This window comes from Psychrobacter sp. AntiMn-1 (genome assembly GCF_001854065.1).
Taxonomy (GTDB): Bacteria; Pseudomonadota; Gammaproteobacteria; order Pseudomonadales; family Moraxellaceae; genus Psychrobacter; species Psychrobacter pacificensis.
The window spans coordinates 1,532,037-1,548,753 of sequence record NZ_CP012969.1; the positions used below are offsets into that span (position 1 = coordinate 1,532,037).

At 41.8% G+C, this 16,717-nt stretch carries 13 protein-coding genes; 4 read left to right on the forward strand and 9 right to left on the reverse strand.

Going from position 1 to position 16,717, the window contains the following annotated elements:
* Positions 1 to 12: 12 nt before the first annotated feature.
* The 3 genes from AOT82_RS06430 (at position 13) to AOT82_RS06440 (ending at position 4,266) form a co-directional block, all read left to right on the forward strand.
* On the forward strand, positions 13 to 2,550 hold the full coding sequence (locus AOT82_RS06430; RefSeq protein WP_071002292.1) for a RelA/SpoT family protein: 2,538 nt from the start codon (positions 13 to 15) through the stop codon (positions 2,548 to 2,550).
* A gap of 55 nt (positions 2,551 to 2,605) precedes the next feature.
* A complete protein-coding gene (gene mutM / locus AOT82_RS06435; protein ID WP_071002293.1) occupies positions 2,606 to 3,535 on the forward strand; it encodes a bifunctional DNA-formamidopyrimidine glycosylase/DNA-(apurinic or apyrimidinic site) lyase in 930 nt (309 codons plus the stop codon).
* Positions 3,536 to 3,825: 290 nt separating this feature from the next.
* The gene (locus AOT82_RS06440) at positions 3,826 to 4,266 is read left to right on the forward strand and encodes a hypothetical protein (RefSeq protein ID WP_071002294.1); all 441 of its coding nucleotides are present in this window, start codon (positions 3,826 to 3,828) and stop codon (positions 4,264 to 4,266) included.
* Positions 4,267 to 4,379: 113 nt separating this feature from the next.
* Here AOT82_RS06440 and mscL read toward each other — a convergent pair whose 3' ends face one another.
* From mscL to AOT82_RS06455, 3 genes are all read right to left on the reverse strand, one after another.
* Positions 4,380 to 4,823, reverse strand: coding sequence for a large conductance mechanosensitive channel protein MscL (gene mscL, locus AOT82_RS06445; RefSeq protein ID WP_058025799.1), 444 nt, complete (start codon positions 4,821 to 4,823; stop codon positions 4,380 to 4,382).
* 272 nt (positions 4,824 to 5,095) lie between these two features.
* On the reverse strand, positions 5,096 to 6,946 hold the full coding sequence (gene typA / locus AOT82_RS06450) for a translational GTPase TypA (RefSeq protein WP_071002295.1): 1,851 nt from the start codon (positions 6,944 to 6,946) through the stop codon (positions 5,096 to 5,098).
* A 348-nt stretch (positions 6,947 to 7,294) separates the two neighbouring features.
* Positions 7,295 to 8,479 (reverse strand): OmpA family protein, encoded by a 1,185-nt coding sequence (locus AOT82_RS06455; RefSeq protein WP_071002296.1) that lies wholly within the window; start codon positions 8,477 to 8,479, stop codon positions 7,295 to 7,297.
* Between the two features lie 863 nt (positions 8,480 to 9,342).
* Here AOT82_RS06455 and AOT82_RS06460 point away from each other — a divergent pair.
* The gene (locus AOT82_RS06460; protein WP_227517195.1) at positions 9,343 to 10,071 is read left to right on the forward strand and encodes a GspH/FimT family pseudopilin; all 729 of its coding nucleotides are present in this window, start codon (positions 9,343 to 9,345) and stop codon (positions 10,069 to 10,071) included.
* A 205-nt stretch (positions 10,072 to 10,276) separates the two neighbouring features.
* Here the strand turns inward: AOT82_RS06460 and recO are convergent, their stop codons facing one another.
* The 6 genes from recO to lepA all read right to left on the reverse strand — a co-directional run bounded on the left by recO (position 10,277) and on the right by lepA (position 16,637).
* Entirely contained in the window at positions 10,277 to 11,053 is a 777-nt protein-coding gene (gene recO / locus AOT82_RS06465) for a DNA repair protein RecO (RefSeq protein ID WP_071002297.1), read from the reverse strand.
* A gap of 62 nt (positions 11,054 to 11,115) precedes the next feature.
* Complete coding sequence (gene era, locus AOT82_RS06470; RefSeq protein ID WP_083328981.1) at positions 11,116 to 12,147, reverse strand: GTPase Era; 1,032 nt, start codon at positions 12,145 to 12,147, stop codon at positions 11,116 to 11,118.
* A 248-nt stretch (positions 12,148 to 12,395) separates the two neighbouring features.
* Positions 12,396 to 13,193, reverse strand: a complete 798-nt coding sequence (rnc, locus tag AOT82_RS06475; RefSeq protein WP_071002298.1) for a ribonuclease III — start codon at positions 13,191 to 13,193, stop codon at positions 12,396 to 12,398.
* Between the two features lie 103 nt (positions 13,194 to 13,296).
* Positions 13,297 to 13,689: a DUF4845 domain-containing protein gene (locus AOT82_RS06480; protein ID WP_223334848.1), complete on the reverse strand. Its 393-nt coding sequence runs from the start codon at positions 13,687 to 13,689 to the stop codon at positions 13,297 to 13,299.
* Positions 13,690 to 13,832: 143 nt separating this feature from the next.
* The gene (gene lepB, locus AOT82_RS06485; protein WP_071002300.1) at positions 13,833 to 14,735 is read right to left on the reverse strand and encodes a signal peptidase I; all 903 of its coding nucleotides are present in this window, start codon (positions 14,733 to 14,735) and stop codon (positions 13,833 to 13,835) included.
* Positions 14,736 to 14,837: 102 nt separating this feature from the next.
* Positions 14,838 to 16,637: a translation elongation factor 4 gene (gene lepA, locus AOT82_RS06490; RefSeq protein WP_071002301.1), complete on the reverse strand. Its 1,800-nt coding sequence runs from the start codon at positions 16,635 to 16,637 to the stop codon at positions 14,838 to 14,840.
* Positions 16,638 to 16,717: the final 80 nt, after the last annotated feature.

Here is a 16,717-nt window from a genome sequence, read left to right on the forward strand (position 1 = left end):
GAGGAGTCGGCTATGGTAAAAATTCGTGAGGGGTTGCCGTTGGTGGATGGACAAACCACGCAGGCCGACAGTGCCACACTGGCGGCGCAATTGGTAGCGAGCCAACGCTCTCACCAATCTGCCAACAGCTACGCCCAGATTCCTCTCGATATCAAATACCAGCTGTCAACTCACAAACTACATACTACGTTTGATCGATCAGCGGCACATACTTATGATGGCCTCGATCCCGCGCTTGAAAACGAGTATCTGGACAACACCTATACGCTCTCAGATGAAGAGCTCGAATCCATTGATTTAGATCAAGCCAATATCGATGTACCCACTTGGCTCGACAATGTGGCGAAGCGTATCGGACAAGAGTCTGTACCTCATCTGAGTGCTGCTTGTGAGTTTATCCGTAGTCACATGAATACTAGCGAATCTGAGCGCTCAGGTGCTTACGTCACTGGTATTGGCATGACAGACATATTGACCTATCTCTATCAAGATGAAGATGCGCTTGTTGCTGCCATGCTATATCGCAGTGCCCGCAAATCCATCATTAGTCTTGCTGAAGTTGAGAAAAATTTTGGTGCGGATATCCTAGCCCTTGTTAAAGACACTTTAGCAATGGGGAAACTCTCAGAGATTATTGAGAGCAATAAACGCTTAGAAGATCATTTCGTCAATAATCAGCGTGACCAGCTATCAAATATTTATAGCATGCTCATTTCTGTCACCAACGACGTGCGTGTGGTACTCATTAAGTTGGCAGAGCGTACCTTTGCCATGCGTGAGTTGACGTTTTCTAGGCCAGAGCGTCAAACTCGTGTCGCGCGTGAGGTCATGACTATTTACGCCCCATTAGCGCATCGCCTAGGTATCGCGCAGCTTAAATGGGAGCTTGAGGATCTGGCGTTTCGCTACCTTGCGCCCGATAGGTACAAAGAGATTGCCAAGCTACTGTCCGAAAAGCGAAGCGAACGCGAGTCTTATATTCAGCGTGTAGAAGACAAGCTCAATGAGGCATTAGCGAATGCTGGCATTGAGGGCGAAGTATCCGGACGCGTCAAGCATATCTATTCTATTTACCGCAAAATGAAGCTCAAAGGTTTATCCTTTGACCAGCTTTATGATATTCGTGCATTACGAGTATTGGTCAATAATCCTTCAGACTGTTATCACGTCTTAGGCTTGGTACATGGTTTGTGGCGTTATATTCCTGAGCAATTTGACGATTATATTACCAACCCAAAGTCAAACGGCTACCGCTCACTACATACCGCCGTCATTGCCGAAAACAAATCGCTTGAAGTGCAGATTCGTACTCAGGAGATGCATTTTGAGGCGGAACTTGGCATGTGCGCACATGTCAATTACAAAGAAGGCCTGAAGAATAAAAAAGACAATTACTTAAATCAAAGAATCAGCTCGCTACGTCAGCTACTGTCTATTAACAACGAGACCCGTAACCAGCCGCGCTCAGCTGTCATGACAGGCGAAGAGCTAGATGACATGGAGCTTGACGAAGAAGAACAACTCGTTGATTTTGATGAGCTCGAGCGTATCTATATTTTCAGCCGTGACGGCGACATCACCGAGCTACCAAAAGGTGCAACCGTTCTCGATTTTGCCTATTATGTGCATACCCAAGTTGGTAACCGTGCACAGGCAGCCCGAGTTAATCAGCGCTATGTGCCATTGACTTATCAGCTAAAAACAGGGGAACAAGTTGAGATCATCACTAAGGCATCGCGTGAGCCCAATCGTGATTGGCTAGTCGCCTCACTGGGCTATATTCATACCAATCGCGCACGCTCAAAACTGCGTCAATGGTTCAACAAACAAGACCGTGATAAGAATATTGAAATAGGTCGTCAGATGCTTAGCAAAGAGCTTGAGCGCCTATCCGTGCATCCCAATAGCATTGACTTAAATGACTATATCCAGCATTTCCACGTCAATACGACCGATGATATTATCGTGGGGCTCGTCACAGGTGATATCGGTCTCAACCAGCTAACCAGCCATATTTCTCGGCAGCTGCATCTAGAACCCGAGATACCACCAGAGAACTTTGCACCGCACGTCGATACTAGAGATGCGAGCAAGCTCGATGCCTACAAAATCCGTATCGACGGTCTGGATAATATTGAAATCAATTTAGCAGGCTGCTGCCATCCTGTACATGGTGAGCCAATTGCCGGATACATTACCTTATCGCGAGGTGTCAGCGTTCATAACCGCGGTTGCCCTGAGTATTTGCGTTTGGTCGAGCGTGATCCTGAGCGCAAAATAGAGGCAGCTTGGCAAGTACAATCTGGTCGCTACCAGCCTGTCGATATCCACGTAGAGGCGTATGACAGACGCGGCCTGTTGCGTGATTTGACACAGATTATTGATAAAGAGAACGTCAATATCCGCAAAGTTGAAACGCTTAGTAACGATGACAATATCGCCTTTTTGAAATTTCATATCGAAGTTTCAGGGCTAGCGCATCTATCTAAGTTACTGGCGAAACTAGAGCAACAGCACGGTGTCTTACATGCTCGTCGCGCTGTGGCTTAGTTGACATGCTAAGCTACCAATTATTCACTCAAAAATAGAGTTGTCATAAAACATCATGCCCGAATTGCCAGAAGTAGAAACCACCAAGACTAGCCTTGCACCATTATTAGGACAACAGGTGATTGACATAAAGGTCTTTCAACCCAAACTACGTTGGGCGATGCCAGATGACTTAAGTAGTCTGGCTGACTACACGTTAGATAGCGTTGAACGCCGAGCAAAATATCTTGTTCTTAAATTTTTGCCCACAGTGCTTAATGATAATGATGCCATGGTAGCACCACTTAAGCTTTTGATTCATTTAGGCATGTCAGGTAGTTTACAGCAGCACAGTTATGGCACTGACAAACGTAAACATGATCATCTAATAGTAGTATTTAGGGATTCTGAAAATGCAAAGTCTCAGCTACATTATTACGATCCAAGACGATTTGGCTCAGTATTATGGTATGAAGATTACGGTAGCAAATTACTGGACCACTTGGGCCCTGAGCCACTCTCGGAAGATTTTACCGCAGAATATCTTTATAACGTTATTCAACGTAATAACTTATCCGATAAAGATCATAACAATACAGGCTCTAACAAAAAACCATCGACCAAACGAACACAGTCCATCGCACGAGCTATCAAATCTGTCATTATGGAACAAAAAGTCGTGGTAGGTGTCGGTAATATCTATGCGACGGAAAGCCTCTACCTATCAGGTATTCACCCTGCTACCCCAGCCAATCAACTGTCACTTGAGCAGCTGATAATTTTAGTTGACAATATTAAAGATATATTAAAAAAGGCTATCAAACTTGGCGGCTCAACGCTACGAGATTTTACAGTCGCGAGTGGTCAAACGGGTTATTTTCAGCAGACTTTAAATGTTTATGGTAGGCAAGGAGAGCATTGCCTAAAATGCGATACCATTCTAGAAAATGTTAAGCTCAATGGTAGAGCCAGCGTTTATTGTCCAAATTGTCAGCCGTTAGCTTAAGCTTAATTAGTGCTCATATGATTTCTTACCTTGACTAAAGACAAATCTGCTACTATTTTCAAAATAAATACAATCTAGTTTGATATATTTTTTTACTCACATAAGAATATCCCATGTATTCTTGTTGCTTATTGGCGTACATCTTGCTTTAATAGTGCTAGCGCTTACAAAAATAGTGCGCACTATTTATTCTTCTGTAATACTTACCCTACCTGTCGTTGCCGCGATATTCCTATATGGAGACAGCAGCAGCCATTAATCATACTAATTGTAAATTTTAGGATATCGTTATGACGGTTAAAGCCACAAACAAACGCGCAGTTAAGCAAAAGTTGTTTCCTGTCTTTACTTCCTTAGCGTTAATGGCTGCTAGTATGCAACCTACTCTTGCAGCCATAGAAATAGACGAAACTGACTTTGGCCCTTCGTATGAGACGATGGTAGTAGATACGATTGTTGGTAAACCATTACAACTGGTCAATGCTGTGGCTGGTACCGCCGCCTATATCGTGAGCCTACCCTTCTCTCTTATCGGTGGAAATGCCGATCAAGCGCAGCAAAAATTATTTGTTGAGCCTTGGGATGCTATGGGAAGATGTTTAGGCTGTACAGTTGCTGAAGACAACTATTATAAATCACAAGTTATTGACAATAATACTGTGCGTATTGTCGTTGACCAACCATCAGAGATTTTGATTAATACTAACGATTACGTGGTTGTCACGCCATAAGCTACTGTGTTTGATCGTTTTTAGCATAAATCAAAAAATATGACTTTATGAATAGACAATAGAAAAGGCTAACATAAAGTTAGCCTTTTTTGTTACCACTAAACCGTACGTTATTATTTTACAATATGAGTATTACTTAATTTAGCACTGATTTCACGCAGTAACTGTACTTCTTCTGATGGCTCTACTACAGCTTCCTCTACAGCTTCCGTACGACGCATTTTATTTACTACTCTCACCATCATAAAAATAATAAAAGCTAAAATTAGAAAATTAATGAGTACAGTGATGAAGCTACCATATGCTAATACAGGAACGCCAGCTTCTTTGAGTGCATCGTAGGTCATAGCAACCCCATTAGGCACATCACCCAATACCAAAAGCATATTTTTAAAGTTAATCTCGCCCCCTACAATGAAAGCGACAATTGGCATAATGATATCATCTACCAATGATTTAGTGATGGTAGCAAAAGCCCCACCAATGATAACACCAACTGCTAAGTCCATCACATTGCCTTTTAGAGCAAATTCTTTAAATTCTGAAACCATACTCATTGTATTCTCCTCAAAAATTATCTATAGGCGTATAGATATTTTATATAATCAGTATCATACTTCACTCTAACGTTAATCATTGAACACATCAAAACTAATGTTCATTTTGTATTTATTTCTTCAAAATTACAACAAAAAAAAGCAGTATAAAGTGAACCACTATAGCTCACCCTATACTGCTAATTCTTTAACTACTCCGATGTCTAAAAGACATTAAATTTTGGTGTTGAAAATCAACGCTCTAAAAGATTGAATAGTTTATACTGTCGATATTATGCATTTTTCTTACTACGGCTGTGACGCTTACGCTCACTTTCAGTCAAATAACGTTTACGTAGACGAATCGCTTTTGGCGTGACTTCAACCAACTCATCATCTTGAATGAACTCAAGCGCTTGCTCAAGCGTGAACTTAACTGCTGGCGTCAACGTCAACGCTTCATCAGTACCACTAGCACGTACGTTGGTTAACTGCTTACCGGTTGTTGGGTTAACCGTCATATCATCGTTACGAGAGTTAAGACCAATAATCATACCTTCATAAACTTCAAGCTGTGGCTCAGCAAATAACTTACCACGTTTTTGTAGGTTAAACAGTGCAAAGCCTAGGCAAGTACCGTTTGCCATAGAAACCAATACGCCGTTTGAACGACCACCCACATCACCGATTTTTTGTGGACCGTAATGCGAGAAGCTTGACGTCATGATACCACTACCTGAAGTCAATGTTAAAAACTCAGAACGGAAACCGATCAAACCACGAGCTGGTACTGTCGCTTCAATACGCATACGACCTTTACCATCAAGCTCCATATTGGTCATCTCGCCTTTGCGTAGACCAACCTGCTCCATAATAGAACCCTGATGCTCTTCTTCGATATCGAAGACAACGTTTTCATACGGCTCTTGTAGCTCACCATCAACTTCTTTTACGATAACCTCTGGGCCTGAAACACCCATCTCAAAGCCTTCACGGCGCATGTTCTCGATAAGTACAGATAGATGAAGCTCACCACGACCAGAGACTTTAAATTTATCTGGAGATTCAGTGTCTTCTACACGTAGTGCAACGTTATGAATCAATTCACGCTCAAGACGCTCACGAATATTACGTGAAGTGACAAACTTACCCTCACGACCAGCAAATGGTGAGTTATTTACTTGGAAATTCATTGATACGGTAGGCTGATCAACTGTTAATGCTGGTAATGCTTCAACTTTATTAGGATCACAAATCGTATCTGAGATATTAAGCGCATCGATACCTGTGATACAAACGATATCACCAGCCTGTGCCTCTTCAACATCAATACGATCAAGGCCATGGTAGCCCATAATTTTTAAGATACGGCCGTTACGTGTCTTACCATGTTTATCAATGACAGTAACTGGTGTATTGGTTTTAACCTTACCACGCTGGATACGACCAATACCAATCACACCAACGAAGCTATTGTAATCAAGGCTTGAGATCTGCATACGGAATGGTGCGTCTGCATCAACTTGCGGCGCCTGTACAACATCAACAATAGTTTTAAATAGTGGCGTCATGTCATCAGCTAAATCATCTGCTTCCAAACCTGCAATACCATTTAACGCTGATGCATAAACCACTGGAAAATCAAGCTGCTCATCAGTTGCACCTAGATTATCGAACAAATCAAAAATTTGATCCATTACCCAATCAGGGCGTGAGCCAGGACGGTCAATTTTATTGATAACAACAATCGGCTTTAGACCTTGTTCAAATGCTTTTTGCGTTACAAAACGAGTCTGAGGCATCGGACCATCGACAGCATCAACAACCAAAAGTACGCAATCAACCATTGACATCACACGCTCAACTTCACCACCGAAATCGGCGTGACCTGGGGTATCAACGATATTAATACGGTATTCAGTTCCTGAAGTCTGATCTGTCCAACGAATGGCTGTATTTTTAGCCAAAATAGTAATACCACGTTCTTGCTCAATATCACCTGAATCCATTGCACGTTCAGCAATATTTGCACGATCGCCAAAAGTACCAGATTGATGTAATAATTTATCAACCAAAGTTGTTTTACCGTGGTCAACGTGGGCAATAATTGCAATGTTACGCAGGTGTTTGATATCGTTCGCCATATAAAATGCTCGTGTCGTCTTAAAAAAATGCAGTAGCAATAAGCGCCGCTGGATAAACTTTTATCATCAATAAGATAAATATTGAATTTTAGATGATACACAATAAATGCTATCACTCAGAAAATCTCAATATAATCAAATATCTATGCCGATAAATTCATCGTACAGATAGCTATGCTAATGTACATTCTGTCAATTTACAGAATGTTTGGGTGGCTAGTATAACATTATTGATTCATAAATTTATGAAATAACTTACTTTTCTCAATACATAAATAAAAAAAGCCACCCGATTGGGTGGCTTTTTTTGTAACCATATATCTAACTATACGATTATTTATCTAATACTTACTGAACAACCATATCTTTAGTTTGTTCAACAGTCATAGTTTTGTCACCAGTGATGATGGCATAAACACGACGGTTCATAGCACGACCTTCTTCAGTATCGTTTGATGCGATTGGTTGGTCATAACCATAACCAACAGTTGATAGACGGTTTGGAGCAATACCGAATTCGTTAGTTAGCATAGATTTAACAGCAACGGCACGAGCTTCAGATAGACGTTGGTTATAACGTGCTGAAGGACCAGTTTTAGATGCATGACCTTCTACACGAGCTGTAGAGTTTGGATACTCACGCATTTTTTCTGCTACTTTAGCGATTTCTGGCTTGTATTGGTTTTTGATAGCTGATTTATCGTTATCAAAGAATACACGTAGTTCCATTTTTAGCTCATCAGTAATATCTACTGGTACTGGGCAACCACGCTCATCAACCACCACATTCATTGGAGTGCCTGGGCATGCATCCATGCTATCAGGTACGCCATCACCGTCAGAATCAAGGTCAGCTTCAACAACAACTACTGGAGTGTTGTCAACCATTGGCTCTTCCATTGGTGGTACTGCTACTGTAGGTGCTAGATGGCCACCAAGTACAACTTCTAGACCGGCCAAGGCCATGCCTTCCCACCAGTTGTTATCAAAGTTATGAATCGCACGAGCTTCACCACGTAGGCTTAGTGCATCGTTGATACGATACATAGCACCTAGACCTAGGTTACCGATAGTATCTTTAGTGCCTGAAACTTTGTCACCTGAAGAGTCTTTAATCTCAAGTTTAGATTGGCCAGCACCAACTAACACATATGGCTTAAGAGCGCTATCAGTATAACCAGTGAACTCTTCGGTACCAACTAAGAAGTTACCAGAGATCATTTCTTGCTCTGCATCGAAGTTATCAGAACCGTCTTGGCGGATAGCATCAGTATCTGATACACCATACTCTACTTGGAACTGAGTAGAAGGAGTAAGTTCGATACCTAAAGCGGCACCAGTATATAGACCGTCTTCTTTATAGTAGCTATCACCACTACCACTATAGTCGCCTAGTAATTCAGCTTGATCATCATCAGCGCCTTCGCTGTAGTGATAACCTAATAATAGTGGGCTAATAGTAACACCAGCATTAGCTGCTAGAGGTACAGCTGTTACAGCGAACAGTGCTAAAGCAATTTTATTCAGTTTCATGGACTTCCTCCAAAGGATAATTTTAGTGATGCATTAAGCAAAACCGATTTTCAAGACGCTCTAAATTAGACATCTTTTACGCATTTTAGGTACAAAGCAAAACCAATTAAGAAGTAGCTTAGCGATTATCCATTCAGTTTACAACTTTTTTCGTTAACGAGCTACACATTATTACACGATAATGTTGTAACTAAAACACAATAGCCATTCTAAGTTACTTAGAACTAACACACCTTACGCTTTTTATCTTTTGTATGTCAGTTCACGATAGATGCTAAATCAACTAGCACCTATCGTTTGAACATATTTTATTACAATTAATAATTTTTCTCTATTCCTAATGCACATTATTCACTAATTGAAACATTTTTTGACAATAGACATATATTCTGTTTATATTAAAATAGTCGACTTTATTTGATATTCGAAGTAACTTATAAAAAAGTAATAATTTTGTATACTGCCAACAAACCAAAATACTAGGGCGTGTTGAACATTTGCAAATAGGCACTGCTGATCGCTAAAATGGTTCCAGACAAGGCACAAAGCGACGATAATGCAGATGCCTTAGCGAGATTTGTAACGCAGTATGGGGTAATTTTAGCATCAGCCCCAACGATAAAAGCAGGGGACAGGACTCTTTTTTGCCGCTTCATCGTTAAAAATAAGCGCTTAGAGTGACTAAACTTATTATTTTTAACATCGAATCGCCTAAAAAATAGTCGCTGTCAGTGCCATGGTCGAATGTTCAACACGCCCTAATCTTCATCAAGTATTTTTTCTACATAATGGATTAGCTAGATGTTGCAAATAGGCGCGATTATTCTATTTGGAAAGTCTGAAGCCATAGGATGTAGCAATCTATGAAATCGCTTTATAAAACATCATCAAATTATCGCAGATTACTGATAGTGGTTTTACCTGTATCTACTTTGATGAAGGGAATGCTTAGTCATGATAGGCTAATATTTCGAATAAATCAGTTGTACGCTCCACTACACCAGTTAACTATATGTAATAAACGTTCTGCAATGCATTTGCAAGCTTTAAGAGCTAAAGGTAGGAATGGCTTCACTCTTGTCGAGCTGATTGTTACTGTAACGGTGCTTGCTATCATAGTAGCGATTGCAACGCCAAGCATATTGACGCAATTAACGCGTATGGAAGCCAAACGCGTCAAAACCCAATTAGAGAACGCCCTCGCTTTGGCAAAAGCTGAAAGCTATATCACTAGACAAGATGTATTGGTTTGTTTATCGAATGACGGTATACAATGCGACCGCAATAGTGACAACATGCTTATATTATTCGTAGACAAAAACGGTAACAAAAACTTCGATACAAATGCTGATACTCTAGTACTCAATCAATATTTTAATTTAAAATATAGTACACTGAAACTCAGAGTCGGAGCGGGTCGCCATTACATCAAATTTTGGGGGGATAGTGGCAAACCTCGGGGGCATTTTGGCCATATCAAGTACTGCCCCACATCTACCTATAATGATGCAATGTACCAAATTTCTTTCAATCAAAACGGTCGAGTCAGTCAGAAGCTTAATCAAGACCACCCTACCGATTGTGATGGGTAATTGAATGCGGACAAAGTAGCAAGTACATTACCTTTAAGCATTTTAATACATCGCATTTTTTACCATAACAACAGCTTGCTATAATCCTAAATCATAGCGTGTTCTATATTTAACTCATCAACACCATCGGCCTAGGCAACAGTATCGATATTCCCACAAGTTAAGCCATGGCCTAAACTCAATAGATTTAAAAATGATAATCTCTTTATTGATAACGTTGTTGCTGTTGCCATAGCAGCCGACTTTGTAATGGTTGATAATCAAGTAGATGATCTATCAGATGCCGATGTAGCTTTGACCAATTATTCAGCGTTGCTTTAGTGATACCTAGGTAGGCCATCTCGATAATATCGATACCCTTAAATATAGTCTGTCCGGTACTACTCTCTAAATGCTCGGACTCTATAGCATTCTGCATGATTGGCAGTAACCCCACATCAGGTAAAAAGCGATATACACAATTAGGTTCGATAGTATGTTCGATGTTATCATGCGTTAGCGTTAAGGTGAAACCTAACTCATTGAATAGGTGCTGCTCAAATTGGCGCAAACATAAACGAAGCTCAGTGTTATCTAAAGGTTGCTTCAGCTGCTGTAAACTGTCCTGATAATGTTGCCACAATACCGGCATTGGATCTTCGGTCGGTAACAATCGCCACAGTATCTCATTAAGGTACAACGCCGCATATTGGTGCTGTCCATTGATATTACTATAAGGTACAGTAGATAGTGTGGCAGAGGTACCTTCTTTTTGCTCGTTACTTGTTTGGAGAGTGGTTTGCGAAGTAATCTGGATTTGAGTGAATGTCTTTAAGTCGCGTTTGCCAGTGGCAAATAGCTGTAAAGGCATAAATAACGGTGCACCTTTTTTCCCAACACCATGTATCACACCATGCTGCTGAGAAAAAAGATAATACAACGCACGCTTTTCTTGATAAGGACGCTGATGTAATAAGTAGCCAATTAACGCTTCGTTACGCATCGTTTATTACCTCAGCATTTAACATATGGATAGCAATATAACCGCACTATGCGTGATTGCTATCAATATCCCAAACTGGTTAATGCACGTTCGTCATCAGACCAGCCACGTTTGACTTTGACCCATAGCGTTAGCATAATCTTTTTGTCAAATAGCTGCTCCATGTCTTTACGAGCTTCCATACCGACTTGCTTGATGCGCTGGCCTTTATCACCAATGACAATGGCTTTTTGACCATTACGCTCAACATAGATAGTTGCATCAATAAAGGTACAGGCTTTACGTGGACGCCCTGTCTTTGGATCTGTATGCGCAGGCTCGTCTTTAAACGCGTCGATCTGTACAGTCAAGTCGTATGGCACTTCATCACCAGCACTACGCATGATTTTTTCACGAATGATTTCGCTCGCTAAGAATCGCTCTGAACGGTCAGTGATTTGCTCTGTATCATAAATAGGTGCAGCAACTGGTAAATGTGAGGCAATCACTTCTTGCAAACGATCTAAGTTTTGGTTCTTGAGCGCCGATACTGGCACGATATCAGCAAAGTCAAAACTTTCATTAAAGGTTTCAATAAGCGGCAATACGCTGCCTTTATCTTTTAAAGTATCTGATTTATTAATGACCAGTACGATCGTTAAATCGGTCTCACCAAGCTTTTGCAGCGTCAATAGATCATCATCACGCCATTGATCTGAGTCAACAACGAACAATACCAGATCAACATCTACTAGAGCGGATACTGCCGCTTTATTCATACGCTCATTAATAGCCCGTACTTCATTGCGATGGATGCCTGGCGTATCGACAAACACCGCCTGCATCTCGTGATTGGACAAAATGCCATGAATACGGTGGCGCGTCGTTTGCGGCTTACGTGAGGTAATTGATAATTTTTGACCCAATAAGTGGTTCATCAACGTTGACTTACCGACGTTTGGGCGTCCAACGATAGCCACATAGCCTGATCTAAAATCATCAGCCAACTGGGCACTACCACTTGGTGCAAAAAACTCTTCAATCGCCAGATCGTTTTCTAGTGTGATATCTTCTACGCTATCTGCATTCGTATCGACATCTGTATTTTCAATCATATTTTGAGTACTATCTTCATTATTCGATGGCACATCAGGGTGATTGCTCATAAGTTGATCCTATAGGGTTTATATCCAGCCAAATATGACTTAATAGTTTGTCGGTGTAGTTACTATTGGATATCAGCTGGTAATATTTGAAATAAGTAGTATACAAGGTAAATTAGGTCTATGCCGCTTCAGGTCTTATCACGCAAAAGCGGCATTGTTGACTCAGAAATATGCCTATAATCACCTGCGAATATTCGCTAAGAGCGTTTTTTAGCGGATCCTGGAAGTTTGTGCAGCTGATTAATCATAAGTTCTGCTGCTTTTTGCTCAGCGATGCGGCGACTTTCACCAGATTCAGTAATATCAGAGCAGTTTTGAATATTCACGTGACAGCGTACTACGAAAATTTGATGGGGAGCGTTGCCACGTGTTTCCATAAGCTCGTAGCTTGGCAAATCAAATTGCTTAGACTGTAACCACTCTTGCAAACGGCTCTTCGCATCTTTTAGTGCTTTTTGGTCATTGACGTTGTCAATCAAGTCTCCATACCAAGAGAGTACGCAATGACGAGTAATCTCCATATCTTGACTGTCTAAATAGATGGCTCCAATCAAAGACTCTACCGCATCCGCCAATATAGAAGCACGATTACGGCCGCCACCCTTACGCTCACCCACGCCTAATATCAGATGGTTAGACAGCTCTAGATTTTGCGCGATAATAACCAATGATTCTTGGCGGACCAAAGTTGCACGCATACGGGTTAGACGCCCTTCGTTTTGATTAGGATAACGATGGTATAAAGCCTCACCCACAATCATGCCCAAAAGCGCATCACCCAAAAACTCTAGACGCTCATAGTTTTTTTTGCTGTCAAATGAGCGGTGCGTCAATGCAAGCTTTGGCAGGCTCAAATCATTAAATACATAGCCTAACTTGCGCGTTAAGACTGCTAAGCGCTGAGTAAATTCTGAGCTAACAACAAGCGTGTCGACAGACGTGCTATTTTTTTTGGAAGTAAGAACCGCTTGGGAATGTTGCGAAGTTGGTTTCATGCGTGGCTTGTGGTTATCCCTTCTGTTTTACAGATTCAGTTTAATAAGAGTCTATATTGGATTTTGTTGAGGACACTAAAGCGCTGTCCTATCTTATAATTATTTATTCTGCTGTAGCCATATCGATGTCTCCTTCGAAACGATTCACAATATCGACATTGCTAAAGAACGTATTGGTTACTGCATATTCTTTATGAATGGCCAATTGGCCCGTTTTTTTATTGGTAAAAGTGAATACATCTTCTGCCTTGGTGTCATAGTCAGCATTGATGGATAGCTGTTTATTAACACGCTCAACGAATTGCTTGGCTGTCTCGTTATTGTCATTGGCTACTTTAAGCTCTGCACTCAAAAGTTTCGTGAGCTGATAGTCACCAATTTGAGCAGGCACAATGGCCACTAGGAGTTTAACCGCGATCCCCAACATCATAATAATGAGAACGATGTTTGTCACACTAGCACCGCGCTGCGTGGCAAGACCAGATAACTGCTGCATTATGATATCCCTCTACAGATAGATGACTATTTTTAATAGCGTTCTATACCTATGACTTAGATAGTAAAACGCTATTTATTGAATAGTAACGATATTAGCATAAAACTATTATCGATAACTCAATCAATAGAGTACTCATGGTATTAATCAATGGTACCATTACGCTCGAAAGTTGGTAAGTTTAATCCTGGTGGTTTATGCATCCAAATATAGACCGCTTTACCCGCTAAATTTTCATCAGGAACAAATCCCCAGAACCTGCCATCTGCACTGCGATCACGGTTGTCACCCATCACAAAATAATGACCTTCTGGTACTTTAATGCGCCACTCTGTCCCCTCTGAGCTTACCACTTCTGGCGACTCTTGCTGTAAAAAAGGCGCATATTGGGCACTGTTCATCCCTTTTAGATAGCGAACCAAGTGCTGGTTCTCACCCTGCGTTTCTTGGAAGTACTGCGCGGCGCCTTCTTCTTGCTGACCCATCGCAGCCGCGCTTTCTTCTGTCAGCACCTCGCCTGGACCCATCTGTCCTGGCAGATAAAGCTGTGATGTCAATTCAGCATTGGCTGAAAAATCGATAGGCGTTGTTTTTACGGGTACATCGTTAATAGAGAGCTTGCCTTGACTGTAGCTCACCGTATCGCCTGGCAAGCCAATCAAGCGTTTAATATAGTAAATGCTTGGGTTTTCAGGATAGCGAAATACCACCACATCACCAGGCTCAGGTGATCCTGTATCCAACACCTTATTGTAAGTCAGCGGTAAGCGGACGCCATAAGCATATTTATTGACTGCAATGAAATCGCCCGTATATAGCGTTGGCACCATGGAAGAAGATGGAATATTGAAAGGCTCAATCAAAAACGAGCGTACGATCAATACGACAGCCAACACAGGAAAAAAATCATAGGCCCATCGCACTAGCAGACTTTCTTGACCTCGACCGCGAGTTTTGCGCTGCTTGAGTGCCAGCTTATCTAGCAGCCAGACAATTCCTAAGCCTATGGTCAACGGCACTAAAATTAAATTGAAATCAAAATCCATACCAAATTGCCTATTAACGTGCTGTTTGTCTAGTTGCTTTAATCAAAAAACTGACGATATTCAACTGTTATGTACCAGAACTTTCTCAGATAAAGCGATGTATTAACTGTCCACTTGTAAAACAGCCAAGAAGGCTTCTTGTGGAATCTCCACACTACCCACTTGTTTCATACGTTTTTTACCTGCTTTTTGCTTAGACAAGAGCTTTTTCTTACGCGATACGTCACCGCCATAGCATTTGGCCAAGACATCTTTACGCATGGCTTTTACCGTACTACGTCCAATGATCTGACTACCAATTGCGGCTTGAATCGCCACATCGAACATTTGACGTGGAATCAGCTCTTTCATCTTGGTCACTAGCTGATTACCGCGGAAACGTGCTTGGTCTTGATGCACAATCATTGCCAAGGCATCCACCTTTTCACCGTTGATTAGCACGTCGACTTTAACCAATTTGTCCACTTGATAACGATCAAAATTATAGTCCAGTGATGCAAAACCACGCGAGACTGATTTTAGACGGTCAAAGAAATCCATGACCACCTCACCCATCGGAATATCAAAGATAACCTGAACTTGCTTACCCATAAAGCGCATATCAACCTGCACACCGCGGCGCTCAATACATAGGGTCATGACGTTACCCAAGTAATCTTGCGGTACTAAAATCTGACAGCGGGCAATTGGCTCACGGAACTCTTCAATATTGTTAGGCTCAGGCAGTCTTGATGGATTATCAACATAGATGACTTCACCGCCTTTCTTTTCAATCTCATAGATAACTGAAGGCGCAGTGGTGATCAAATCCAAGTCATACTCACGCTCTAAGCGCTCTTGGATAATCTCCATGTGTAGCATGCCTAAGAAGCCACAACGAAAGCCAAAGCCTAACGCGTCTGAAGTATCAGGCTCAAAAAATAATGACGCATCGTTGATTTGCAATTTCTGCAGCGCTTCACGGAATTTTTCAAAATCACTCGAATCGACTGGGAACATTCCTGCATATACTTGTGGCGTGATCTGTTTAAAACCTGGAATACGTTCAACATCAGGCGTACTGGCATGCGTAATCGTATCGCCAACTGGCGCGCCTGCAATATCTTTGATACCAGCGATAACAAAGCCTACTTCACCCGCTTCTAAAATACCCGTATCGACAGGTTTTGGCGTGAATACACCGATAGAGCTTACTGGATGAGCATCGCCCGTTGATTTGATATAGATCTTATCGCCTTTTTTTACCGTCCCTTCACGTACGCGAACCAGTGAGACCACACCCAGATAACTGTCAAACCATGAATCAATGATAAGTGCTTGTAAGGGTGCTTCACGGTCGCCAGTCGGTGCTGGAATGAATTCAACCAACGCTTCCAACAATTTATCGACACCCAGACCAGATTTCGCTGAAACACGAGGGGCATCAATGGCTTCTATTCCGATAATATCTTCAATCTCTTGAATGACGCGCTCAGGCTCCACTTGCGGTAGATCAATCTTGTTAAGGACAGCCATGACTTCTAGGCCCTGATCGACTGCGGTATAACAGTTGGCAACCGACTGTGCTTCTACGCCTTGCGCGGCATCGACCACCAATAGCGCGCCTTCGCAAGCGGCCAATGAGCGTGACACCTCATACGAGAAATCAACGTGACCTGGCGTATCAATAAAGTTAAGCTGATAGCGCTCACCATTAGGATGGTCATAATATAGCGTGACCGACTGCGCTTTAATAGTGATACCGCGCTCACGCTCAATATCCATCGAGTCGAGCACCTGCGCCTGCATCTCGCGATCTTGCAAGGCACCGCACATCTGAATAAAACGATCGGCAAGGGTCGACTTACCATGATCAATGTGGGCAATGATTGAAAAGTTACGAATATTGGCTAATGCAGTCACAAAGCGCCTACTAAATTAAAGGTGATAGAATAAAGATAAGAGATAAATATGGTCAAGTACACTTGATAAGATAGGTATGC

What these genes read in the sequence shown, in the direction of transcription:
- AOT82_RS06430 (WP_071002292.1), top strand. Translation starts at nt 13, where the DNA reads ATGGTAAAAATTCGTGAGGGGTTGCCGTTGGTGGATGGACAAACCACG.
- mutM (WP_071002293.1), top strand. Translation starts at nt 2,606, where the DNA reads ATGCCCGAATTGCCAGAAGTAGAAACCACCAAGACTAGCCTTGCACCA.
- AOT82_RS06440 (WP_071002294.1), top strand. Translation starts at nt 3,826, where the DNA reads ATGACGGTTAAAGCCACAAACAAACGCGCAGTTAAGCAAAAGTTGTTT.
- mscL (WP_058025799.1), bottom strand. Translation starts at nt 4,823, where the DNA reads ATGAGTATGGTTTCAGAATTTAAAGAATTTGCTCTAAAAGGCAATGTG.
- typA (WP_071002295.1), bottom strand. Translation starts at nt 6,946, where the DNA reads ATGGCGAACGATATCAAACACCTGCGTAACATTGCAATTATTGCCCAC.
- AOT82_RS06455 (WP_071002296.1), bottom strand. Translation starts at nt 8,479, where the DNA reads ATGAAACTGAATAAAATTGCTTTAGCACTGTTCGCTGTAACAGCTGTA.
- AOT82_RS06460 (WP_227517195.1), top strand. Translation starts at nt 9,343, where the DNA reads ATGAAATCGCTTTATAAAACATCATCAAATTATCGCAGATTACTGATA.
- recO (WP_071002297.1), bottom strand. Translation starts at nt 11,053, where the DNA reads ATGCGTAACGAAGCGTTAATTGGCTACTTATTACATCAGCGTCCTTAT.
- era (WP_083328981.1), bottom strand. Translation starts at nt 12,147, where the DNA reads ATGATTGAAAATACAGATGTCGATACGAATGCAGATAGCGTAGAAGAT.
- rnc (WP_071002298.1), bottom strand. Translation starts at nt 13,193, where the DNA reads ATGAAACCAACTTCGCAACATTCCCAAGCGGTTCTTACTTCCAAAAAA.
- AOT82_RS06480 (WP_223334848.1), bottom strand. Translation starts at nt 13,689, where the DNA reads ATGCAGCAGTTATCTGGTCTTGCCACGCAGCGCGGTGCTAGTGTGACA.
- lepB (WP_071002300.1), bottom strand. Translation starts at nt 14,735, where the DNA reads ATGGATTTTGATTTCAATTTAATTTTAGTGCCGTTGACCATAGGCTTA.